This is a genomic window from Streptomyces sp. NPDC029164, assembly GCF_055563995.1.
Genome location: NZ_JBVHWW010000014.1, coordinates 43,085 through 65,848, shown reverse-complemented (window position 1 = coordinate 65,848; position 22,764 = coordinate 43,085). Strand labels below are relative to the sequence as shown.

At 73.1% G+C, this 22,764-nt stretch carries 18 protein-coding genes; 7 read left to right on the top strand and 11 right to left on the bottom strand.

All coding sequences use genetic code 11. From position 1 onward, the window contains the following. Nucleotides 1-44: 44 nt before the first annotated feature. Nucleotides 45-2,411, bottom strand: coding sequence for a collagenase (locus ACZ4VT_RS15645; RefSeq protein WP_467949906.1), 2,367 nt, complete (start codon nucleotides 2,409-2,411; stop codon nucleotides 45-47). 175 nt (nucleotides 2,412-2,586) lie between these two features. On the opposite strand from ACZ4VT_RS15645, the gene ACZ4VT_RS15640 reads away from it, so the two are divergent. Further along, nucleotides 2,587-3,966, top strand: coding sequence for an aminopeptidase P family protein (locus ACZ4VT_RS15640; protein WP_467949903.1), 1,380 nt, complete (start codon nucleotides 2,587-2,589; stop codon nucleotides 3,964-3,966). A gap of 563 nt (nucleotides 3,967-4,529) precedes the next feature. On the opposite strand, the gene ACZ4VT_RS15635 is transcribed toward ACZ4VT_RS15640, so the two are convergent. After that, complete coding sequence (locus ACZ4VT_RS15635) at nucleotides 4,530-5,453, bottom strand: LysR family transcriptional regulator (RefSeq protein WP_467949901.1); 924 nt, start codon at nucleotides 5,451-5,453, stop codon at nucleotides 4,530-4,532. A gap of 109 nt (nucleotides 5,454-5,562) precedes the next feature. On the opposite strand from ACZ4VT_RS15635, the gene ACZ4VT_RS15630 reads away from it, so the two are divergent. Both ACZ4VT_RS15630 and ACZ4VT_RS15625 read left to right on the top strand, forming a co-directional pair. Then, nucleotides 5,563-6,312 carry an SDR family NAD(P)-dependent oxidoreductase gene (locus ACZ4VT_RS15630; RefSeq protein ID WP_467949899.1) on the top strand — a complete coding sequence of 250 codons (750 nt, stop codon included), beginning with the start codon at nucleotides 5,563-5,565 and terminating at the stop codon, nucleotides 6,310-6,312. A gap of 53 nt (nucleotides 6,313-6,365) precedes the next feature. Next, nucleotides 6,366-6,575 carry a tautomerase family protein gene (locus ACZ4VT_RS15625; RefSeq protein ID WP_467949897.1) on the top strand — a complete coding sequence of 70 codons (210 nt, stop codon included), beginning with the start codon at nucleotides 6,366-6,368 and terminating at the stop codon, nucleotides 6,573-6,575. A gap of 28 nt (nucleotides 6,576-6,603) precedes the next feature. On the opposite strand, the gene ACZ4VT_RS15620 is transcribed toward ACZ4VT_RS15625, so the two are convergent. Further along, a complete protein-coding gene (locus ACZ4VT_RS15620; protein ID WP_467949895.1) occupies nucleotides 6,604-7,002 on the bottom strand; it encodes a RidA family protein in 399 nt (132 codons plus the stop codon). Beyond that, the gene (locus tag ACZ4VT_RS15615; protein WP_467949893.1) at nucleotides 6,999-8,192 is read right to left on the bottom strand and encodes an acyl-CoA dehydrogenase family protein; all 1,194 of its coding nucleotides are present in this window, start codon (nucleotides 8,190-8,192) and stop codon (nucleotides 6,999-7,001) included. Before ACZ4VT_RS15615 ends, ACZ4VT_RS15620 begins: the two co-directional genes overlap by 4 nt. A 127-nt stretch (nucleotides 8,193-8,319) precedes the next feature. On the opposite strand from ACZ4VT_RS15615, the gene ACZ4VT_RS15610 reads away from it, so the two are divergent. The 4 genes from ACZ4VT_RS15610 to ACZ4VT_RS15595 are packed head-to-tail and all read left to right on the top strand — an operon-like array spanning nucleotide 8,320 to nucleotide 12,082. Then, nucleotides 8,320-9,969 (top strand): AMP-binding protein, encoded by a 1,650-nt coding sequence (locus ACZ4VT_RS15610; protein WP_467949891.1) that lies wholly within the window; start codon nucleotides 8,320-8,322, stop codon nucleotides 9,967-9,969. A gap of 4 nt (nucleotides 9,970-9,973) precedes the next feature. Continuing rightward, nucleotides 9,974-10,774, top strand: coding sequence for a PaaX family transcriptional regulator (locus tag ACZ4VT_RS15605; protein ID WP_467949890.1), 801 nt, complete (start codon nucleotides 9,974-9,976; stop codon nucleotides 10,772-10,774). A 25-nt stretch (nucleotides 10,775-10,799) separates the two neighbouring features. After that, nucleotides 10,800-11,201, top strand: coding sequence for a hypothetical protein (locus ACZ4VT_RS15600; protein ID WP_467949888.1), 402 nt, complete (start codon nucleotides 10,800-10,802; stop codon nucleotides 11,199-11,201). 41 nt (nucleotides 11,202-11,242) lie between these two features. Further along, nucleotides 11,243-12,082: a GNAT family N-acetyltransferase gene (locus ACZ4VT_RS15595; RefSeq protein ID WP_467949886.1), complete on the top strand. Its 840-nt coding sequence runs from the start codon at nucleotides 11,243-11,245 to the stop codon at nucleotides 12,080-12,082. Nucleotides 12,083-12,353: 271 nt separating this feature from the next. On the opposite strand, the gene ACZ4VT_RS15590 is transcribed toward ACZ4VT_RS15595, so the two are convergent. From ACZ4VT_RS15590 to ACZ4VT_RS15560, 7 genes are all read right to left on the bottom strand, one after another. Beyond that, a complete protein-coding gene (locus tag ACZ4VT_RS15590; protein ID WP_467949884.1) occupies nucleotides 12,354-14,606 on the bottom strand; it encodes a bifunctional salicylyl-CoA 5-hydroxylase/oxidoreductase in 2,253 nt (750 codons plus the stop codon). A gap of 4 nt (nucleotides 14,607-14,610) precedes the next feature. Further along, nucleotides 14,611-15,438: an enoyl-CoA hydratase family protein gene (locus ACZ4VT_RS15585; RefSeq protein WP_467949882.1), complete on the bottom strand. Its 828-nt coding sequence runs from the start codon at nucleotides 15,436-15,438 to the stop codon at nucleotides 14,611-14,613. 85 nt (nucleotides 15,439-15,523) lie between these two features. Continuing rightward, nucleotides 15,524-16,543, bottom strand: coding sequence for an ornithine carbamoyltransferase (argF, locus tag ACZ4VT_RS15580; protein ID WP_467949880.1), 1,020 nt, complete (start codon nucleotides 16,541-16,543; stop codon nucleotides 15,524-15,526). 140 nt (nucleotides 16,544-16,683) lie between these two features. After that, complete coding sequence (locus ACZ4VT_RS15575; RefSeq protein ID WP_467949878.1) at nucleotides 16,684-17,910, bottom strand: arginine deiminase; 1,227 nt, start codon at nucleotides 17,908-17,910, stop codon at nucleotides 16,684-16,686. 46 nt (nucleotides 17,911-17,956) lie between these two features. Further along, nucleotides 17,957-18,463 (bottom strand): hypothetical protein, encoded by a 507-nt coding sequence (locus tag ACZ4VT_RS15570; protein WP_467949876.1) that lies wholly within the window; start codon nucleotides 18,461-18,463, stop codon nucleotides 17,957-17,959. Between the two features lie 178 nt (nucleotides 18,464-18,641). Beyond that, entirely contained in the window at nucleotides 18,642-21,278 is a 2,637-nt protein-coding gene (locus ACZ4VT_RS15565) for a polynucleotide kinase-phosphatase (protein WP_467949874.1), read from the bottom strand. Continuing rightward, entirely contained in the window at nucleotides 21,275-22,753 is a 1,479-nt protein-coding gene (locus ACZ4VT_RS15560; RefSeq protein ID WP_467949872.1) for a 3' terminal RNA ribose 2'-O-methyltransferase Hen1, read from the bottom strand. Before ACZ4VT_RS15560 ends, ACZ4VT_RS15565 begins: the two co-directional genes overlap by 4 nt. Nucleotides 22,754-22,764: the final 11 nt, after the last annotated feature.

Sequence of the window (22,764 nt, the reverse complement as noted above, 5' to 3'; positions counted from 1 at the left end):
CCGGTCCCGCACCCCCTCCGGCGCGGGACCGGTCCGGTGCCGGGTCAGCTGCGGAGCGGTCCCTCACAGCTGTAACTCGCGGTGCCCGCCTTGTTGTTGGTCCAGATCTCCAGCGGACCGAAGGAGCAGTTCATGTCGGCGAGGTTGTTGGAGGCCGCGCCCGCCCGGTCGAGGATGAAGTAGTCGACCGTCTCCGACATGTCCTTGAAGTTCTGGTCGTCGCTGCGCCAGTTCTTCAGGTTCGCGGTGATCCGGCCGGTACAGGTGAACCGGCGCTTGCCGGCGTCGCCGTTCTCCACACAGTCCGGGGTGTTGTACGTGGCCGTGGCGAAGGCCGACTTCACCGACGCGAGCGCGGAGTCGCGCAGCTGGTCGTTCGGGGTGAAGGAGGTGTTCGGCACGTAGAGCTGGTCGACCTTGGCGATCTGCGCGTCCAGGAAGCGGTCGTAGTCGCGCTGGAGGTAGGTGTCCGCGCCCATCCGGTATCGCCAGGCGTCGTACGCCGCCACGTCGTTGCCCCGCAGGTGGGTGTACATCTCGCGCAGCAGGGCGGGCTTCTCGGTCCACAGGAACTCGAAGAAGGTGCCGGCGTAGCTGTAGAAGCGGAAGCCGTCGCCGTCGTAGGTGGCGTTCAGCAGCTGCTCGACGCTCATGCGCGGGCCGCCGCCCGAGGTGTCGCTGATGATGCTCTTCACGAGGGACTTGCGGACGGCGATGCCGTTGTCGCGGGTGGCGCCGTCGAAGAACTCGGCCGTGCCCTCGTCCATGGCGGTCGTGCGGTCGCTCTCGTACCAGGGGCCTTCGCCGAAGAAGCCGGGGACGGCGTAGCGGCCGTTGAGGTAGTGCGTGTACTCGTGGCGGAAGAGCTCTTCCAGGGTGAGGGAGGAGTCCTGCGGGACGCGGCGCTGGTAGGTGTAGAAGGTGGCGCCGTTCTCGATGTAGATGCCGCCGTTCTCGGTGCCGTAGCCGGTCAGGATCGGGTGGTAGTTCACGTAGTCGGCGCGGGAGGCATAGAGCACGATGTTGAGCGCGGTGTTGGGGTCGCCCGCGAGCGGCTGCTCGGTCCCGAGCACGCGGTGGTACTGGGACTTGACCTGCTTGCTCGCGTAGTACAGCTGGTCGACGGTGACCCGGTCCAGGGCGGTGCGGACCTTGATGGCGCCGTTGTCGTAGGAGTAGGTATGGGGGAAGAGCTGCTTCTCGATGTCCTCCTTGCACACCCCGTACGGCTTGCAGGCCTCGTAGAAGTTGAGCCAGGAGACGAGCTTGGCCCACGGCTCGCTGCCGTCGCCGAAGCCGGCCTTGACGGGCCCGAGCAGCGCGCCGAGGTCGGCGGTGATCGGGGCCCGCAGGCCCTCGATCTGGCCGAAGCGGCCGTACTCGCCCAGCGCGTCGCGGGCCACCCAGGCGTTGCCGGTCCCCTTGAGGTGGGTGTAGCCGGCGAAGGCCTTGAAGGCGGCGCGGTAGGCGGGGTCGGCGGAGACGGCGGCGTGGAAGGCGGTGTCCTGGTTGCCGGGGTAGACGCCGAGGTAGTTGGTGGAGAGCGCGGCGAGGACGGCGCCCGCCCAGGTGGCGTCGAGGTGCGTGGCGGGGTGCGCCGGGTCCATGGTGGCCAGGACCTTCTTGATGAGCCCGAGCTGGTGCTGGCGCAGGCCGGGGCCCGCGGCGTAGAGGGCCTCGCGCAGCGTGCGGGCGTTGGAGGGGGTGACGTCGAAGGTCCGCGCGGCGTTGCCGAAGTCGTCGATGGCCTTGCGGGTCGCGGCGACGGTCGGGGCGTCGGTGACGTCGATCTCGTCGCGTGAGAAGTCGTGGTAGGCGACCGCGTGCAGGTAGGTGAACATCTCCTCCAGGTGCGAGGAGTTGCGGCCGTCGTGGGCGGCGGCCAGGGCGGATATCCGGCGGGAGACGGCCTGGACGTGGGCGTCCGACATCACCGGGGCGAGGCGGGCGTCCCAGGTCCAGATGAGGCCGCGCAGGCAGCCGTCGGCGAGGACGGCCTGGTCGCCGAGGAAGTCGGCGAACTGCTCCGGGGTGAGGTTCTTGATCCCGTCGAGGGTGCAGGGGACGCCGACGCTCGTCGCGGTCGGGGCCGCCTTGGCGGCCCTGCCGCGCTTCTCCAGGTCGTCGGCGGGCGCGGCGGCGGTCGCGGCGCCGGGCACCTGGCCGGCGAGGGCCTGTCCGCCGGGGGCCGGGGCGGGCGCCGGGGTGTTGTCCTTCGCGTGGGCGAGGCGGTCGACCTCGTCGAACGGGTTCCCCGTGGGGCCGGGGGCGGGAGCGGTCCGGGCTGCGGTGAAGGGGGCCGGCGCGGCGGACGCGGCGGCCTGCGTCGTGGCCTGTCCGGCGGTGGCGAGGAGGGTCACGGCCACGGCGGAGGCGAGGAGGGAAGAGCGCACAGCTCTGTGCTTGAGCACCGAGAACTCCTGATGGGGAGAGAGGTGAGGTGGGGGGTGGTGCGTGAACTGCCCTGGGTCACACGGCGTTTGACGGGGGTTAACGTGCCGCGGTGTGAGCTGTAACATAGTAATGTGAAATTGCACTGACAAGACCTGTGCGCCCATCAGTTCGCATCTTTCTTGAAGGAGCCTCGTGACCGAGACCCCCGCCCTCCTCAACACGGGCAGTCACGACCGCCTGGTGTCCGCGGAGTTGTCCCGCTTCATGGCGGGCGACTGGGCCGCTTCCCCGCTTCCCGACTCCGCGCGCGTACCGGCGTACGCCGTCACCCCGGCCCGCCGGGCACGGCTCTCGGCCCGCTTCCCCGGCGAGCGGCTGATCGTCCCGGCCGGCGAGCTGAAGGTCCGCTCCAACGACTGCGACCACCGGTTCCGCCCGCACAGCGCGTACGCCTGGCTGACGGGCCTCACGGGCGAGGACCAGGCCGGGCACGTCCTGGTCATGGAGCCCTCGGGCCCGCGCGCCCACGAGGCGGTGCTGTACCTGCGGCCGCGCTCGCCGCGGGCGGGCGGGAACGAGGAGTTCTTCCGGGACCGCCGGTACGGGGAGTTCTGGGTGGGCCGCCGACCGGACCTGGCGGAGGCGCGGCGCCTCACCGGCATCCGCTGCGCGCACTTGGACGAACTGGGGTCACCGGCGGGCCGCGACGCGGCCTCCGACGCGGAACTGGCCTCCGTGCTCTCGGAGTTGCGCCTGGTGAAGGACGCGTGGGAGGTCCAGCAGCTCCAGCTGGCCGTCGACCACACGGCGGCGGGCTTCGAGGACGTCGTACGGGCCCTGCCGCGCGCGCTGGCGCATCCGCGCGGGGAGCGGTGGATCGAGGGGGTCTTCGGCCTGCGCGCGCGGGCCGAGGGCAACGGCACCGGGTACGAGACCATCGCCGCCTCGGGCGCCCACGCCTGCACCCTGCACTGGATCCGCAACGACGGCCGGCTGGACGGCAACGAACTGCTCCTGCTGGACGCGGGCGTGGAGACGGACACCCTCTACACGGCGGACATCACCCGCACCCTCCCGCTGTCGGGCCGCTTCTCCCCCGTCCAGCGGCAGGTCTACGAACTGGTCCTGGCCGCGCAGGAGGCGGGCATCGCGGCGCTGCGCCCCGGCGCGAGCTTCGGGGACTTCCACCGGGCCGGCATGCGGGTGATCGCGGAAGGCCTGGCGGAATGGGGCGTCCTGAAGGACGCGGAGGGCGACCTGCACCGGCGGTACACGCTGTGCAGCAGCGGGCACATGCTGGGGCTGGACGTGCACGACTGCGCGAAGGCACGGGCGGAGACGTACCTGGACGGCGTCCTGGAGGAGGGGCAGGTCCTCACGGTGGAACCGGGCCTGTACCTCCAACCGGACGACGAGACGCTCCCGGCGGAGCTGCGGGGCATCGGCGTCCGCATCGAGGACGACCTGGTCATCACGGCGGACGGCGCCCGCCTGATGTCGGGCGCCCTGCCGCGGACGGTGGCGGGCATCGAGGACTGGATGGGCCAGTTGCTGGACGCGAACCGCCCCTGACCCATCCGCCGCGGCGGCGGTCCGGAACGGGCAGGCGCAGGCGCAGGCGCGTCCACCGCGGCAAGGTCCGGAGCAGACGGCCCGTCCGCGGGGGCCCTCCGGGACGTGGCTCGTGGGTGGGGCGGCGCCCCGCCGGAATGTCTCCTCGGCTCGCGCCTGCGGGGACGGCTTCGGCCGCCGGGCGGTGGTTGCGCGCTCGTCCTGCGGGGACACTCCGCCGTGTCCCCACCCCGGCGGAGTTCCCGAGTGGCCTCCACCACCGCGAGCGGTGCCGACTGGAGCGGGAGCGGGAGCGGGGGCGTGCAGGGGCGTCCCCGCAGGACGAGCGCGCAACCGCCCCGGACGTTCGTGACGTGCCCGCAGGCGCGAGCCGAGGAGACGTCCCGGAGGGCCCCCGCGGACGGCCCGCCCGTTCCGGAACTCCTCGGCGGACACCGGCGAAGCCGTCTCGTTCGGATCCGGCCGAGCGCACACCGCTGCCCCACCCGTACAAGCACGGCCAAGCCCCACACCGCCAAGCACCCCGCAGGGACGCCGCACTGCCCCACCCGTGCAAGCGCGGCTCAGGCGTCTCCCGGGAGGGCGCTTCTGGGAGCCGTCAGGCGGGTTGTGAGTTCCTCGACGAAGGCTTCCAGGTGGGGCGGGCGCGGCCCGGTCCGGGTGGCGCAGAACCAGGTGCGGGTCATCGGCTTCGCGCCGATCCGCACGAGGGCGAGGCCGTGCGAGGCGACGTACGGGGCGGCCACCCAGTTGGGCAGGACCGTCACGCCCTGGCCGCCCGCGACCATCTCGACCACCAGTTCGGTGACCACCGGCATGATGGTGATCCGGCCGGGCCGGGACCCCGCCGGGATCGGCAGCGGCATCGAGGGGATGCGGCTCTGGTCGTAGCCGTCGTAGAGGACCAGGTCGACGCCGTCGAAGTCACGGGCGGTCAAGTGCGCCCGCGCGGCCCACGGGTGCCCGGCCGGCACCACGGCCATCATCTCGTCGTCGAACAGCCTGGTCAGGGACACCCGGTCCATCTGCACATCCGGCTTGGTGACCAGCGCGACGTCGACGAGGTCGGCGAGCAGCGCCGGGATCGGAGCGTCGTCGGGGACGGTCTCCAGGCGTACGTCGACGTCCGGCGCGCGCTCGCGGAAGGCGCGCAGTACGGGCGGCAGCCAGGGGAAGGTCGTACTGCACTGCGCGGTGAAGCGGACGCGCCGGTCGCGTCCGTCGCGGATCTCCCTCAGGTCCCGGGAGGCCGAGGCCAGTTCGCCGAGGACCTGGCGGGCCGCGACGAGCATCCGGCGGCCGGCGGGGGTGGGGACCAGGCGGCGGCCCTTGCGGTCGAAGAGGGGCATGCCCAGGCGGGCCTCCAGGCGGGTGAGCCGCTGACTGAGTGCCGGCTGGCTCACGTAGAGCCTCTCGGCGGCCGCGGTCAGCGAGCCGGCCTCGGCGGTGGCGTCCAGGAGCTCAAGGTCACGCAGATCCACATCCATAACGTGGGATTATGACATGCTTCAATTTTCGTCGTGGTCTTATGGGTTGATGGTTCGTAGGTTTTCCGGTGTCAGCAGTACCGACCCCTCGCCCCGGAAGGCACACACCATGATCGCCAACTCCAACGCCGTCACCGCAATCGTCACCGGCTCCTCCAGCGGCATCGGGCTGGACATCGCCCGAGCCTTCCTGGCGAGCGGCGCCAACGTCGTCCTCAACGGCCGGGATTCCGACCGCCTCGCCAAGGCCGCCGCCGGTCTCGGCCACCCGGAGCGGACCGCCTGGGTCGCGGGCGCCATCGCCGAACCGGAGACCGGCGAGGCCCTGGTCCGCACCGCGCTCGACCGGTTCGGCGGAATCGACGTCCTGGTGAACAACGCGGGCACCTTCGCCTCCAAGCCCTTCGCCGAGGTCACCGAGGCCGAGCTCGACGGATTCCTGACGGGCAACCTCAAGGGGACCTACCTCACCACCCAGGCCGTGGTGCGGGCGCTGCGCGCCCAGGGCCGCGGCGGCAGCATCGTCAACATCGGCACCGTCCTGGTGGACCACGCGCTGGCCGGCTTCCCGGCGTCCGCACCCGTGGTCAGCAAGGCCGGAGTGCACGCGCTGACGACCAGCCTGGCCGCCGAGCTCGCCGCCGACGGGATCCGCGTCAACCTCGTGTCACCCGGCATCATCCGCACCCCGCTGCACGCGGGCTCCGACGTGGACTCCTTCGGCGGACTGGCCCTGCTGAACCGGGTCGGCGAGGCCCCCGAGGTCTCCGACGCCGTGCTCTACCTCGCGGGCGCCACGTTCGTCACCGGCCACGCCCTGCGCGTGGACGGCGGTCATGTGACCGGCCGCGCCGCCTGAGCCTTTCCTGCCCGCCCGCGCACTCCCCTCTCACCGGAAGGACATCCACCGTCATGCCGTACGTCAACGTCAAGATCACCCGTGAGGGCGCCACCGCCGCACAGAAGGCCGAGATCATCGCCGGTGTGACCGACCTGCTGGTCAGGGTCCTCGACAAGGACCCGGCCACCACCTTCGTGCTCATCGACGAGGTCGCCCTGGAGGACTGGGGCGTCGGCGGCGTCACGACGGGCGAGTACCGCCGGACCCGTGCGCGGATCTGAGCGGTAGGGGTCCGCTCCTCTGGGACGGTTACGGGAGGACCGCGATGCCGTCGAGTTCGACCAGGGCCTGGTCGTCCCAGAGGCGGACCACGCCGATGACGGCCATCGCCGGGTAGTCGCGGCCCGCCAACCGGCGCCAGACGCGGCCCAGTTCGGCCGCGCAGGCGCGGTACGCCGACACGTCCACGGCGTACACCGTCACCCTGGCCAGATCGGCCGGGGAGCCGCCCGCCGCCGCGAGGGCGGCCAGGAGGTTCGTCAGGGCCACCTCGAACTGTTCCGGCAGGCCCTCCCCCACCACCTTGCCCGAGCCGTCCAGCGCGGTCTGGCCGGCCAGGAAGACGAGCCGGGATCCGGTGGCGGCGACCGCGTGCGAGAAGCCCGTCGCCGGCGACAGTTCCGCCGGGTTGATCCGGTCCAGGCTCATCGCCCGGCCTCCTCTCCGGTCAGCGGCCCGGGCCGGGCCCCCGGCAGGGTCCCCGGCAGGGTCCCCGGCAGAGTCCCGTACAGCTCCTTCGCGATGATCGTGCGCTGCACCTCGCTCGCCCCCTCGTAGATCCTCGGCGCCCGCACCTCGCGGTAGAGGTGCTCCAGCAGGTGGCCCCGCCGCAGGGCGACCGCCCCGTGCAGCTGGACGGCGTGGTCGACCACGTACTGGGCCGTCTCCGTGGCCAGCAGTTTCGCCATCGCCGCCCGGCGCGGAACGTCCGCCGCGCCTCGGTCGTAGGCCCCTGCCGCCGCGTAGACCAGCAGCCGGGCCGCCTCGGTGCGGGTGGCCATCTCGGCCACCCGGTGCGCCACGGCCTGGAGGTCGCTCAGCGTCCCGCCGAACGCCGCCCGTCCCGCCGTGTACGCGAGCGTCGCGTCGAGCGCGGCCCGGGCCATGCCCACCGCGAAGGCGCCGACGCTCGGCCGGAAGAGGTTCAGGGTGTCCATCGCGACGCGGAAGCCCCGCCCGGGTTCGCCGAGCAGGTCGCGCGGGCCGACCGGGACCCCGTCGAAGGCCAGGGAACCGATCGGGTGCGGAGAGAGCATGTCCAGCGGTTCCCCGGAGAGTCCGGCACGGTCGGCCGGGACCAGGAAGGCCGAGACCCCCTTGGCCCCCGGCCCCTCACCCGTCCGGGCGAACACGGTGTAGAAATCCGCTTCCGGGGCGTTGGAGATCCAGCACTTCTCCCCGCTGAGCCGCAGGCCGCCCCGCGCGTCCGGGTCGGCCTCGGCCGCCAGCGTCAGTGCCGCCGCGTCCGAGCCGGCCCCCGGCTCGCTCAGGGCGAAGGCCGCCACCGCCCGCCCGGCGCGCACCTGCGGCAGCCAGCGCTCCCGTTGCGCCTCGCTCCCGAACCGCAGCACCGGGTACGCGCCCAGCCCCTGGAGGGCGAGAGCCGTCTCGGCCTCCGTGCAGCCGTAGGCGAGGGACTCGCGCAGCAGGCACAGGTCCAGCGCGCCCGAGGCGAACACCCGCTCCAGCAGGCCCAGCTCGCCGAGCGCGGCCAGCAGCGGCCGGTTGACCCGGCCCGGTTCCCCCTTCTCGGCCAGCGGCCTCAGCCGGTCGGCCGCCAGTGCGCGCAACTGCCCGCACCACTCCTCCTGGTCCACCCCGAGCGCGAATCCGGTCATCCGAATGTCCCCGCATCTATCGCGTCCTGTTGACTGCCGTCACCATCACGATACGCTCGTAGGGCAACAGCACGGCCGGCCCCACCCCACTCCGGACCGCTGCAGGGGGCGACCCGCCTTGGACCTCATGCCTTCCGCTCACACGGACACCTTCGCCCGTGACCATCTCCCTCCCGCCGACGCCTGGCCGGAGCTCGTCTTCGATCTGCCCGAACTGGCCTATCCCGACCGCCTGAACTGCGGGGCGGAGCTGCTCGACGCCACCATCGAACGGTTCGGCCCCGCGGGCGCCGACCGCCCGGCCTTCCGCAGCGGCGCGGGCGAGGTGTGGACGTACGGCGGGCTGCGGGCGCGCGTGGACCGCATCGCCCACGTGCTCACCGCCGACCTCGGCGTCGTCCCCGGCAACCGCGTGCTGCTGCGCGGGCCCACCGGCCCCTGGCTCGCCGCCTGCTGGCTGGCGGTCATGAAGGCGGGCGCGGTGGCGGTCACCGTGCTGCCCCAGCAGCGCGCGAAGGAGCTCGCCACGGTCTGCGCGATGGCCCGGGTCCGGCACGCCCTGTGCCACGCGGACGTGCTGGACGACCTGGTCAAGGCCGAGGTGCCGGGGCTGCGGATCACCGCGTACGGGGGCGGCGGCCGGGACGATCTGCTGCGGCTGGCCGAGCGGCACGAGGGGCCCTTCCAGGCCGCCCCGACCTCCGCCGACGACGTCGCCCTGATCGCCTTCACCTCCGGGACCACCGGGCGGCCCAAGGGCTGCATGCACTTCCACCGCGACCTGCTCGCCGTCGCCGACACCTTCTCCCGCAGCGTGCTGCGTCCCCGCCCGGACGACGTGTTCGCGGGCAGCCCGCCGCTCGGGTTCACCTTCGGCCTCGGCGGGCTGGTCGTCTTCCCGCTGCGGGCGGGCGCGTCCGCGCTGCTGCTGGAGGAGGCGGTGCCGCGCCGGCTGCTGCCCGCGCTCGCGGAGCACCGGGTGACGGTGCTGTTCACCGCGCCCACCGCGTACCGGACGATGCTGGACGCCCTGGGCCCGTACGACGTGGGCATGTACGACCTGTCCGCGCTGCGCCGCTGCGTCTCGGCCGGGGAGAACCTGCCCGCCGCCACCTGGCAGGCCTGGTACGAGCGCACCGGCCTGCGGATCATCAACGGCATCGGGGCGACCGAGCTGCTGCACATCTTCATCTCCGCCGCCGACGAGGAGATCCGGCCCGGCACGACCGGCCGGGTGGTCCCGGGCTGGCAGGCCCGGGTGGTGGACCGGGCCGGCCGGCCCGTCGCGGACAACGAGCCGGGGCTGCTGGCCGTACGCGGCCCGGTGGGCTGCCGCTACCTGGCGGACCCCCGGCAGCGTGAGTACGTACAGGACGGCTGGAACCTGACCGGTGACACCTACGTGCGCGATCCGGAGGGCTACTTCCGTTACGTCGCCCGGGCCGACGACATGATCGTCTCGGCGGGCTACAACATCGCGGGCCCGGAGGTGGAGGAAGCCCTGCTGCGCCACCCGGACGTGGTGGAGGCGGCGGTGGTGGGCCGCCCGGACGAGCGACGCGGGCAGATCGTGGTGGCGTACACCGTCCCGCGTGACGGCGTGGTCCTCACCGAGGAGGCGCTGCGCGCCTTCATGCGGGCGGAGCTGGCCCCGCACAAGTGCCCGCGCTCCTTCGTCTTCCTCCCCACGCTCCCCCGCACGGCGACGGGCAAACTGCAGCGCTTCCGGCTGCGGGATCTTGGAAACCTGCCCGACCGGCCCGACGGCCTAGAGTGAAACCGTGGTCGAGCAGCACACCCCGCGATCCCTGATCGTCACGTTCTACGGAGCCTACGGGCGGGCCTTCGACGGCCCGGTCCCGGTGTCCGCGCTGATCCGCCTGCTGGGCGCGGTCGGCGTGGACGCCCCGTCGGTCCGCTCGTCGGTGTCCCGGCTGAAGCGGCGCGGCTTCCTGCTGCCCGCGCGCGCCGCGGACGGTTCGGCGGCGTACGGGCTCTCCGAGGAGGCACAGCAGCTGCTGGACGACGGCGACCGCCGGATCTACGGCAGTCCGCGGCTGTCGGACGAGTGGCTGGTGGCGGTGTTCTCCGTCCCGGAGCAGGAACGGAGCAAGCGGCACCTGCTGCGCTCCCGGCTGGCCCGGCTCGGTTTCGGCGCGGTGGCGCCGGGCGTGTGGATCGCCCCGGCCCGGCTGGCCGAGGAGACCGCGCACACGCTGGAGCGGCTGCACCTGACCCCGTACGTGGAGCTGTTCCGCGGGGCGCACCTCGGCTTCGCGCCGGGCGCCGAGGCGGTGGCCCGCTGGTGGGACCTGGCGGCCCTGGCCAAGCAGCACGAGGAATTCCTCGACCTGTACGAACCGGCCCTGCGCGCCCTCCAGTCGGGGCCGGAGCCGACGCCGGAGGAGGCCTACCGCGGCTACCTGTTCGCGCTGGACTCCTGGCGGCGCCTGCCGTACGCCGACCCGGGGCTGCCGCGCGAGCTGCTCCCGGCGGGCTGGCCGGGCGACCGCGCGGCGGCCGTCTTCGCCGAACTCCACGCACGGCTGCGCGACTCCGGGGCGGCCTTCGTGGAACCGTGATCGGCGCCCGGCCGTCGAGCGGGGTATGACGCCACCCGCCCCGACCGCGGCCCCCTCCCTGCGGAAACGTCTCCTCACCCTGGTCCCCGCCACCCTCGCCGGGCTCGCGGCGGGCTGCCTCGCCATCGCGCCGGCCTCCCGCGCCCGGGAGTACTGCGACGCGGGCGCGGACGCGGGCGGCCGCTTCGAGCTGGGCCTCACCCTGCTGCCGCTGACCGCGGCCTTCGGCGTCGTCGCGCTGCTCGTGGCGTACCTGCTGGACCGGCAGCCCGTGGCACTGCGACTGGGCACGGTCCTGGTCGTACCGGCCGGCCTGACGATCCTGTACTTCGCCGTACGCGGCACCCTCGACGGCTATCCCGGGGACCGGTCCAAGTGCGGCCCGGACAACGTGCCGCCGTGGCGGCCGGGGTGGCTGCCCGCGTGAAATGCCGGGCGCCGGCGGGCGCCGGCGCGCCAGAATGCGCCATGACCTGGACCTTCACCTCTGACCTGGCGGCCTATCTGGCCGCGGCCCACCCGGCCGTGGCCGCGCGTCCCGTCTCCGACACCCTCATGCTGACCGTCACCGACGCGCTGAAGCGGCGCGGGAGCGGCGCCTACGGGGCCGGGGCGCCCTTCTTCGGCTGGTGGACCGGGGCCGGCGGGACCGTCGCCGGCGGGCTGCTGTGCACCCCGCCGTTCCCGATGGTGCTCGGCGTGGTGCCCGCCGAGGCGGTCCGGGCGCTGGGGGCCGCGCTGTCGGCCGAGCCGCTGCTCGCCGGGATCCGCGCGTTCAACGCCCGCCGCCCGGACGCGGAGGCGCTGGCCGCGGCCTGGGGGCGGCCGACCAGGATCACAGAGGAGCTCCGCCTGTACCGGCTGGCCGGCCTGGTCGCCCCGGATCCCGCCCCGGCCGGGCGGTCGCGGCCCGCCACCGAGGCGGACCTCCCGCTGCTGCTGGAGTGGATCGAAGCCTTCAACACGGAGATGGGCGAGCCGCGCGCCGCCTCCGAAGCCGCGCTGCGCGACCGCGTCTCGTACGGCGGGGCCGTGCTGTGGGAGGACGGGGGCGAGCCGGTCTCCCTGGCCGCCTTCTCCCGTCCGATCGGCTCGGCCTCCCGCGTCGGCCCGGTCTACACCCCGCCCGCCCTCCGCGGCCGCGGCTACGCCGCCGGCGTCACGCACGCGGCGACCCGGGCCGCGCACGCGGCCGGCGCCGCGGAGGTCCTCCTCTTCACCGACCTGGCCAACCCCACGAGCAACGGCGTCTACCAGCGCCTGGGCTACACCCCGGTCGAGGACCGCGCCGAGGTCATCCCCGTGTGAGCGGGGGCGGAGGAGAAGGAGGCGGAACCGGTCGGACCCCTCCGCCGGCCGCCGCCTGCCCACCCTGGAACCCGAGCCGAGATCGACGATGCTCCCGACACCCCTTGACGAAGGCGACGACGATGGCGACGCCCACAGGGCAGACCACGCCGACGAAGAACAGGAAGACAACGAACCAATCGCCCCCCATGACCACCCCACCGCCTTGAACGTGTTCAATCTGAACACGTTCAAGGTAGCGCCATCGCCGTCCTTCGTAAAGCCGGCGAGCTCAGCCCCGGCCGGTGGCCGGTGGGCGGCTGCCCGCGCGGTACGGGGCCGGCCAGGGGGCGGCCGGGCCTTCGTAGGACTGCTCGGCGGCCGCGTGCAGGGTCCAGTGGGGGTCGTAGAGGTGGGGGCGGCCGAGGGCGCAGAGGTCGGCGCGGCCGGCCAGCAGCAGGGAGTTCACGTCGTCCCAGGAGGAGATGGCGCCGACCGCGATGACGGGGACGCCGAGCGCGTTGCGGATCCGGTCGGCGTACGGGGTCTGGTACGAGCGCCCGTACTCCGGGGCCTCGTCCGCGACCACCTGGCCGGTCGAGACGTCGATGGCGTCGGCGCCGTGCGCGGCGAAGGCGGCCGCGATCCGTACCGCCTCCTCGGGCGAGGTGCCGCCGGGCGCCCAGTCGGTGGCCGAGAGGCGGACCGTCATAGGGCGGTCCTCGGGCCACACGGCGCGGACCGCGTCGAAGACCTCCAGCGGGAAGCGCAGCCGGTTCTCCAGGGTGCCGCCGTACGCGTCGGTGCGGTGGTTGGTCAGCGGCGACAGGAACCCGGAGAGCAGGTAGCCGTGGGCGCAGTGCAGTTCCAGGAGGTCGAACCCGCAGTCGGCGGCCCGTACGGCGGCGGCCGCGAAATCGGAGCGCAGCGCCACCAGATCCGCCTGGCCGAGGGCGCGCGGGAGCGCCGAGACGCCCGGCCGGTAGGGCAGCTCGGAGGCGGCCACCAGCGGCCAGTTGCCCTCCGGGAGGGGGTCGTCCATGCCCTCCCACATGACCCGCGTCGAGCCCTTGCGGCCCGCGTGCCCGAGCTGGACGCCGAGCGCGGTGCCGGGTGCGGAGGTGTGGACGAAGTCGGTGATCCGCTGCCAGGCCGCCGCCTGCTCCTGGGTGTAGAGGCCGGCGCAGCCGGGGGTGATCCGCCCTTCGGCGCAGACGCAGACCATCTCGGTCATGACCAGGGCGGCCCCGCCGAGGGCCCGGGCGCCCAGGTGCACGAGGTGGAAGTCCCCGGGGACGCCGTCGGTGGCGGAGTACATGTCCATCGGCGAGACGACGACGCGGTTGCGCAGGGTCAGGCCGCGCAGGGTGAGGGGGGTGAACATCGGCGGGGTGTGCTCGTCGGGGCAGCCGAAGTCCCGTTCCACCGCCCGGGCGAAGCGCTCGTCGCGCAGCCGCAGGTTGTCGTGGGTGACCCGGCGGCTGCGGGTGAGCAGGTTGAAGGCGAACTGCCGGGCGGGCTGGTCGACGTAGCCGGCGACCTCCTCGAACCAGGCCCGGCTCGCGGCCGCGGCCCGCTGGGTGCTGGCGACCGCGGGGCGGCGCGCCGCCTCGTACGCGGCGAGGGCGGCCGGTACGTCGCCCTCCGCGCCGGCCACCGCTTCGGCGAGCGCGAGCGCGTCCTCGACGGCCAGCTTGGTGCCGGACCCGATGGAGAAGTGGGCGGTGTGCGCGGCGTCGCCGAGGAGCGCCACGTTGCCGTGTGACCAGCGCGCGTTGACGAGGGTGTCGAAGCGGGTCCATGCCGAGCGGTTGCCGCGCAGGGGCCGTCCGCGCAGGGCCTCGCTGAAGATCTTGGCGCAGCGGGCCGCGGACTCGTCCTCGTCGCAGAGGTCGAGGCCGGCCGCCCGCCAGACCTCCTCCCGCATCTCCACGATCACCGTGGAGGCGTCCGCCGCGTAGGGGTAGGCGTGCAGTTGCATGACCCCGTGCTCGGTCTCCGCGATCTCGAAGCGGAAGGACTCGAAGGCGAAGTCGGCGGCGAGCCAGATGTAGCGGCAGCGCCCGGGGGTCAGCGTCGGCCCGTAGTGCGCGGCCCCGGCCTCCCGGATCGCGCTGTGCACCCCGTCCGCCGCGACCACCAGGTCGTACGCGGCGGCGAGGTCCCGCACGTCGGGGGCCGCGGTGCGGAAGCGGAGCCGGACGCCGAGCCCGGCGCAGCGCTCGTGCAGGATCTGCAGCAGCCGGCGCCGCCCGATGGCGGCGAAGCCGTGGCCGCCGGAGGTCAGCATCCGGCCCCGGTGCACGACGTCCACATCGTCCCAGCGCACGAACTCGGCGCTCAGGGCCGCATAGACGACGGTGTCGGCCCGTTCGATGCCGCCGAGGGTCTCATCGGAGAGGACCACGCCGAAGCCGAAGGTGTCGTCCGGGGCGCCCCGCTCCCAGACCTCCACGGTGTGGCCCTGGCGGGCCAGCAGCGCGGCGGTGTACAGCCCGCCCGGTCCCCCGCCGACGACCGCGACCCGCATGGCGCCCGGAGCCATCCGGCTACCTGCCCTTCCAGGCGGGCGGCCGCTTCCCGGTGAAGGCCGCGTGGAACTCCGCGTAGTCCTGGCCGTTCATCAGCAGGGCCTGCGTGGCGGCGTCCAGCTCCACCGACGCGGCCAGCGGCATGTCGAGCTCGGCGGTGAGCAGCGCCTTGGTCTGCGCGTAGGCGAGGGCGGGGCCGGCGGCCAGGTGCGCGGCGAGTTCGGCGGCCCGTACGTGGGCCTTGCCCTCCTCGGTGAGCTCGCTGAGCAGGCCGATCCGCTCGGCCTCGGGGGCGCGTACGGGCTCTCCGAGCATCAGGAGGCGGGTGGCGTGGCCGAGGCCGACGACCCGGGGCAGCAGGTAGGCGGCGCCCATGTCGCCGCCGGAGAGGCCGACGCGGGTGAAGAGGAAGGCGAAGCGGGCGGTGGGGTCGGCGATGCGGAAGTCGGCGGCGAGCGCGAGGACGGCGCCGGCGCCGGCGGCCACGCCGTGCATGGCGGCGATCACCGGGAAGGGGCATTCGCGGATGGCGCGCACCACCTGGCCGGTCATCCGGTTGAAGTCGAGGAGCTGGGCGGTGTCCATGGCGAGGGTGGCGCCGATGATCTCGTCCACGTCCCCGCCGGAGCAGAAGCCGCGGCCCTCGCCGCCCAGGACGAGGGCGCGCACGGAACGCTCGCGGGACAGTTCGGCGAGCAGATCGCGCAGGTCGGCGTAGGCGCCGAAGGTGAGCGCGTTCAGCTTCTGGGGGCGGTCGAAGGTGACGGTGGCCACGCCGTCCTGCCGGGTCACCCGGAGGTGGTGCCACCGTTCGGTCGCTGCTGTGGAACCGGTGAAGGGGCTCACACGACCGACGGTATCAGCAGTTCCTGACTTCCGTCAGAGAAACGCGACACGCGCCTGCGCGGCGGCCCGCCCGGCCGGCGTATGACTATGCGTCACCGCGGCCGGACCGGCCGAGCGTGGCGACGAGCACGGCCTTGATGGTGTGCAGCCGGTTCTCGGCCTCGTCGAAGACGACGGAGTGCGCCGACTCGAACACCTCGTCGGTCACCTCCAGGGATTCGAGCCCGTGCCGCTCGTGGATCTCCCGGGCCACCTTGGTGCCGAGGTCGTGGAAGGCCGGCAGGCAGTGCATGAACTTCACGTCCGGGTTCCCGGTGGCCCGCAGCACGTCCATGGTCACGGCGTACGGGGACAGGGCCGCGATCCGCTCGTCCCAGATCTCCTTGGGCTCGCCCATGGAGACCCAGATGTCGGTCACCACGAAGTCCGCCTGCGCGACCCCCTCGGCGACCTCCTCGGTCAGGGTGATCCGGGCGCCGCTGCCCTCCGCGAGCTCCCGCGCCGCGGCCACCACCGGCTCGGCCGGCCAGTAGGCCCTGGGCGCGACGATCCGCACGTCCATGCCCAGCAGCGCGCCGGTCACCAGGTACGAGTTGCCCATGTTGAAGCGGGCGTCGCCGAGGTAGGCGAAGGCGATCCGGTCCAGCGGCTTGGTGGTGTGCTCGGTCATGGTGAGCAGGTCGGCCAGCATCTGGGTCGGGTGCCAGTCGTCGGTGAGGCCGTTGAAGACGGGGACGCCCGAGTGTGCGGCGAGCTCCTCGACGGCCTGCTGGCTGTCACCCCGGTACTCGATCCCGTCGAACATCCGGCCCAGCACCCGCGCGGTGTCCTTGACCGACTCCTTGTGACCCATCTGGGAGCCGGCGGGGTCGAGGTAGGTGGTGTGGGCACCCTGGTCCGCGGCGGCGACCTCGAAGGCGCAGCGGGTCCGAGTCGAGGTCTTCTCGAAGATCAGTGCGATGTTCCTGCCCTGGAGCAGGCGCTGCTCGACCCCGGCCTTCTTGGCCGCCTTCAGTGCGGCGGCGAGCTCGATCAGGCCGCGGAACTCGGCGGCCGTGAAATCGAGCTCCTTGAGAAAACTGCGGCCGGCGAGGTCGGTGGCCATGGGGTCGCTCCAGCGTCACGGTGACAGGGGATGTTGGAAGTCTATACGATGCTCTGTATTGGTATACAGAGCCCCTTCCCCCGCCCTCGCCCGCCCCTCTCCCCTGCCCGCCTCTCCCGGGCCGGTGGCCGCCCCGGGCCTCAGACCGCGTCCCGCTCCACCGGACAGCTCATGCAGCGCGGACCGCCCCGGCCCCGCCCCAGTTCGCTGCCCGGGATCTCGATCACCTCGATGCCCTGCTTGCGCAGGTGCGTGTTGGTCGTCACGTTCCGCTCGTAGGCGACCACCACCCCCGGCTCCACGGCCAGCACGTTGCACCCGTCGTCCCACTGCTCGCGTTCCGCCGAGTGCACGTCCTGCGTCGCGGTCAGCACCCGGATCGAGTCCAGGCCGAGCGCCGCCGCGATGGCCCGGTGCATGTGCTCCGCCGGGTGGTCGGTCACCTTCAGCTCCTGCGGACCGGCGCCCGGCTCGATCGTGTAGGAACGGAGCATGCCGAGCCCCGCGTACTGAGTGAACGTATCTCCGTCCACCATCGTCATCACCGTGTCCAAATGCATGAAGGCCCGGCTCTTCGGCATGTCCAGCGCCACGATGGTGGTGGCCGAGCCGGCGGCGAACAGGCCCCGCGCCAGCATCTCCACCGCCTGGGGCGTGGTGCGCTCGCTCATCCCGATCAGCACCGCGCCGTTGCCGATGACCAGCACGTCCCCGCCCTCGATCGTCGAGGGGTAGTCCGCCTGCCCCTGCGACCAGTAGTGGAAGGCACCGGAGGTGGTGAAGAGCGGGTGGTGCTTGTAGATCGCCTCGAAGTGGACGGTCTCGCGCTGCCGGGCCGGCCAGCGCATCGCGTTGATGGACACCCCGTCGTAGATCCAGGCGGAGGTGTCACGGGTGAAGAGGTGGTTGGGCAGCGGCCCGAGCAGGAAGCCGTCGGTGTCCAGGGCGTGGAAGCGCACGGACACCGGCTCGGCGTACCGCTCCAGAAACTCCCGCTTGGTCATCCCGCCGACCAGCGCCTCCGCCAGCTCGGCCGAGGGCAGTCCGTCGAAGACCGACCGCAGGTGGTCGGTGGCGAGCGGCCCGTACTCCTTCTCGTCGAAGACCCGGTCCAGTACGAGGTGTCTCGCCTCCGGGATCTCGAGGGCCTCGCACAGCAGGTCCCCGAAGAGGTGAACCTCCACGCCCCGGTCCCGCAGCACGTCCGCGAAGCCGTCGTGCTCCTGGCGGGCCCGGCGCACCCACAGCACGTCGTCGAAGAGGAGCGCGTCCTTGTTGCTCGGTGTGAGCCGCTTCAGCTCCAGGTCGGGCCGGTGGAGGATGACGCGGCGAAGCCGCCCGGTCTCGGAGTCGACATGGAATCCCATGCCGTACACGTTCGCAGACCGGGCGGCCTTTTGACGTGGCGTCCGCTCAGCGGGGGGTGCCGAGGCCGAGAAGCGCCGACGGGGCGCCGGTGAGTTCCGGGGCGGTCAGGCCCAGTTCGGGCGCGGCCAGGTTCGGGATCCCGGAGTTGGAGGCGTCCGGCATGGTCAGCAGACCGCCGGCGACCAGCCCGGGGGTCCGGGCGAGCAGACCGGTGGCCGGGGCCTCCACGGAACCCTCGCCGTCCGTCTCCGGCTTGCCCAGCAGGTTCGGCACCGGGGAGGTGACGAGGGTGCTGCCGAGCTCGGTGCCGATCGGGACCACCGGGAGCAGTGGGGTCGGGAGCATGTCCCCCTTGTGGAAGCGGGGCGCCTCGGGCGCTCCCACGACCGGCACCGGCACGCCCGTGCCCACGCGCGGGGTGTCCACGCCCAGCGTGGTCTTCACGGCGTCCAGCGGCACACCGACCGGCACCGAGTCCGCCGCGGCCGGGGTGGCCGCACCGGCCGCGGCCATACAGGTCATGAGCGCCGCAATGCTTCCGCGCGCGGTCATCTTCATAAGTGACGTTCCGTCCTTCCAGGGTCGCGGACATTCCGCTGCCCTGGTTGAACGATCCCGCCGGTGGTTTTCCCGGAGTTCCCCGTGAAAGTTCCCCCATACGACCTAATTAGCGGCCGTACGGGGGCCACGCCTTTACGGGTCGTGCTGACGCGTCCCCCGTCCCGTCCGCTCAGAGCCGCGGGTCCACCGGCTCCGACTCCAGGGCGAGCACCGCGAAGACGGCCTCGTGGACCCGCCACAGCGGCTCCTCCGCGGCCAGCCGGTCCAGCGCCTCCAGGCCGAGCGCGTACTCGCGCAGGGCGAGCGAGCGCTTGTGCCCGAGGAAGCGCTCGCGCAGCCGCTCCAGGTGGTCCGGACGGGTGTACTCCGGACCGTAGATGATCCGCAGGTACTCGCGTCCGCGCACCTTGACCCCGGGCTGCACCAGGCGGCCCTTCCCGTCCCGGGCGTACGCCTGGAGGGGCTTGACCACCATGCCCTCGCCGCCGGCGGCCGTCAGCTCCAGCCACCATTCGGTGCCCGCCCGTACGGAGTCCTCGTCCGCGGTGTCCACCAGGATCCGGCCGGTGCGGCGCAGCAACCCGGTGCCCGCGGCCTCGTCGGCGGCGACGAGGCGGTCCAGCCAGAACAGCTGCTCGTCGTGGGGCACGGCGGCCAGCGACCGCCCGGCCGCCGCCAGCAGCTGGAAGGGCGCGAACCGAACGCCGTCCAGCCCGTCGGTGGTCCAGCAGTAGCGGCGGTAGGCGTCGGTGAAGGCGGCCGCGTCGGCGGCCCGGCCGCGCTGGCGCTCCAGCAGCTCCCCGGTGTCGACGCCCCGGGCGGCGGCCGCCTCCAGGGCGGCCATCGCGTCCGGGAAGACGGCGCCCGAGGCGGCGCCCACGGCGGCGTACTGGTTGCGCAGCAGTCCGCCGGACTTCAGGGACCAGGGCAGCAGTTCACCGTCGAGGAGCAGCCAGTCCGTGCCGAGCTCGTCCCAGAGGCCGGCGTCACTGATCGCCGAGCGGAGCCGGGTGAGGACCTCCTCGGTGACCGCCGGATCCTTGAAGAAGGGCCGCCCGGTGCGGGTGTAGACGGAACCGGTCGGGCCCTCGACGCCGAAGCGGTCGCGGGCCGCGCCGGCGTCCTTGCAGACCAGGACGGTGGCGCGGGAGCCCATGTGCTTCTCCTCGCACACGACCTGGGCGACGCCGTCCGCGCGGTACTGCGCGAAGGCCTCGGCCGGGTGCTCCAGGTAGCCGCCCTCCCGCGAGGTCGCCGTCGGCGCCATGGTCGGCGGCAGGTACGGAACCAGCCGCGGGTCCACCGCGAAGCGGCTCATGACCTCCAGGGCAGCCGCCGCGTTCTCCTCGCGCACGTTGACGTTGCCCAGGTGCCGGGTCTCCACGACCCGGCGCCCGTGCACGTCGGCCAGGTCGAGCGGACGCCCGTCGTGGCCCCCCGGCGCCTCGGCGGCGAGCGGGCGCGTCGGCTCGTACCAGACCTTCTCGGCCGGTACGTCGACCAGTTCGCGCTCGGGCCAGCGCAGCGCGGTCATCCTCCCGCCGAAGACGGCTCCGGTGTCGAGGCACATGGTGTTGTTGATCCAGGCGGTGTCCGGGACCGGGGTGTGGCCGTAGACCACCACGGCCTTGCCCCGGTAGTCCTCCGCCCACGGATAGCGCACGGGCAGGCCGAACTCGTCCGTCTCGCCGGTGGTGTCCCCGTACAGGGCGTGCGAGCGGACCCGGCCGGAGGTGCGGCCGTGGTACTTCTCGGGCAGGCCGGCGTGGCAGACCACCAGCTTGCCGCCGTCGAGGACGTAGTGGCTGACGAGGCCGCGGATGAACTCCCGTACCTCCTCGACGAACTCCGCCGGCTCCTGCTCCAGCTGCTCGATGGTCTCGGCGAGGCCGTGGGTCCGCTGGACCTTGGAGCCCTTGAGGTAGCGGCCGAGCTTGTTCTCGTGGTTGCCGGGCACGCACAGGGCGTTGCCGGACTTCACCATGCCCATGACGCGGCGCAGCACGCCGGGGCTGTCCGGGCCGCGGTCGACGAGGTCGCCGACGAAGACGGCCGTGCGGCCCTCGGGGTGGACGCCGTCCTCGTAGCCGAGCTTGGCGAGCAGGGTCTCCAGCTCGGAGGAACAGCCGTGGATGTCACCGACGATGTCGAAGGGGCCGGTGAGGTGGGTGAGGTCGTTGAAGCGCTTCTCCAGGACCACCTCGGCGGTCTCGGCCTCCTCGACCGAGCGCAGGACGTGGACCTTGCGGAAGCCCTCGCGCTCCAGGCCGCGCAGCGAGCGCCGCAGGTCGCGGCGGTGGCGCTGGATGACGGCGCGGGGCAGTCCGGCGCGGTCGGGGCGGGCCGCGTTGCGCTCGGCGCAGACCTGTTCGGGCAGGTCCAGGACGATGGCGATGGGCAGGACGTCGTGCTCGCGGGCGAGCCGGACCAGCTGACGGCGGGCGTCGGCCTGGACGCTGGTGGCGTCGACGACGGTGAGGCGGCCGGCGGCGAGGCGCTTGCCCGCGATGTAGTGCAGGACGTCGAAGGCGTCGCGGCTCGCGCTCTGGTCGTTCTCGTCGTCGGAGACCAGGCCGCGGCAGTAGTCGGAGGAGATGACCTCGGTCGGCTTGAAGTGCTTGCGGGCGAAGGTGGACTTGCCCGATCCCGTGGCCCCGATCAGGACGACGAGGGACAGGTCGGTGACGGGAAGTACGCGGGTGCGGTGGGTCTGTGCCCCGGTCTCCGTCCCGGTCCCGGTCCCGGCCTCGGTCTCGGTCCCGGTCTCGGTCCCGGTCTCGGTCTCGGTCTCGGTCTCGTTGGTCATGCTGCCTCGCCCTCCTTCGGGGTGTCGGTGGTGGTGTCGGTCTGGGTGAAGACGGCCATCTGGGTCGGCGGGCCGACCTCGGGGTCGTCGTCGCCGACGGGGACGTACGCGACCTCGTACCCGTGGCGCGCCGCCACGGAGCCGGCCCAGGCGCGGAACTCCTCGCGGGTCCACTCGAAGCGGTGGTCACCGTGCCGGACGTGCCCGGCGGGCAGGGTCTCCCAGCGGACGTTGTACTCGACGTTCGGGGTGGTCACGAGCACCGTGCGGGGGCGGGCCGAGCCGAACACCACGTACTCCAGGGCGGGCAGCCGCTCCGGGTCCAGGTGCTCGATGACCTCGCTCAGCACGGCCGCGTCGTAACCGGCCAGCCGCTTGTCGGTGTAGGCGAGCGAGCCCTGCAGGAGCGTCACGCGCGAGCTCTGCCGCTCGCCCAGCCGCTCCAGGCGCAGCCGCCGGGCGGCCGTGTTCAGGGCCCGTACGGACACGTCCATGCCGATGATCTCGGTGTACGCGGGGTCCTTGAGCAGGGCCTGCACCAGCTGGCCCTGTCCGCAGCCGAGGTCGAGCACCCGCTGGGCGCCCGCGGCGCGCAGCGCGGCGAGGATCGCCTCGCGCCGCTGCACGGCGAGCGGCACGGGCCGCTCCTCCGTGTCCCGCGTCTCGTCCACGGCGTTGTCGAGCTCCTCGACCTCGCTGCCGTCGGCCTCGGCGAGGCGCACCAGCTCCAGGCGCTCGATGGCGTCCTGGGTCAGCCGCTTGTGGCGGGCCAGGTAGCGGGAGCTGATCAGCCCGTTCTCGGGGTGGGCGGCGAGCCAGCCGTCTCCGGCGCGCAGCAGCTTGTCGACCTCGTCGGGGGCGATCCAGTAGTGCTTGGCGTCGTCGAGCACCGGCAGCAGCACGTAGAGCTGGCGCAGGGCGTCGGCCAGGCGCAGCTCGCCCTCCAGGACGAGCCGTACGTAGCGCGAGTCGCCCCACTCGGGGAACTGCTCGTCGAGCGGCAGGGCCCCGGCCTGTACGAGGTCCCAGCCGAGCGGGTCGAACAGCCGGTGCACGAGCGCGGCCCCGCCGCGTGCGGGCAGCACCGGGATCTCGATGCGCAGCGGCAGCGCCCGCTCCGGGAGTTCCGGGCGCAGGGCGCACTGGCCCTTGAGCGCGGTGCGGAAGACTCCGCTGAGCGCGACGGCGAGCAGCGAGGAGGCGGCGTACGGGCGGTCGTTGACGTACTGCGCGAGCGCGGCGTCGGGGGCTCCGCCCCGGCCCTTGCCCTGACCGCGCCGCACGAGTGCGACGGGGTCCACCTCCAGCAGCAGGGCCGCCGTGCACCGTTCGGCGGTGGCCTCGGGGTAGAACACGTGGGCGGTGCCGTGGGAGGTGGAGAACGCCTGCGTCTTCCCGGGATGCTTGTGCAGCAGGTAGCCCAGGTCGGTGGCGGATCGTTCAGGGGAGCCGGTGGTGGAGATCGTCAGGAACACACGACCGATTG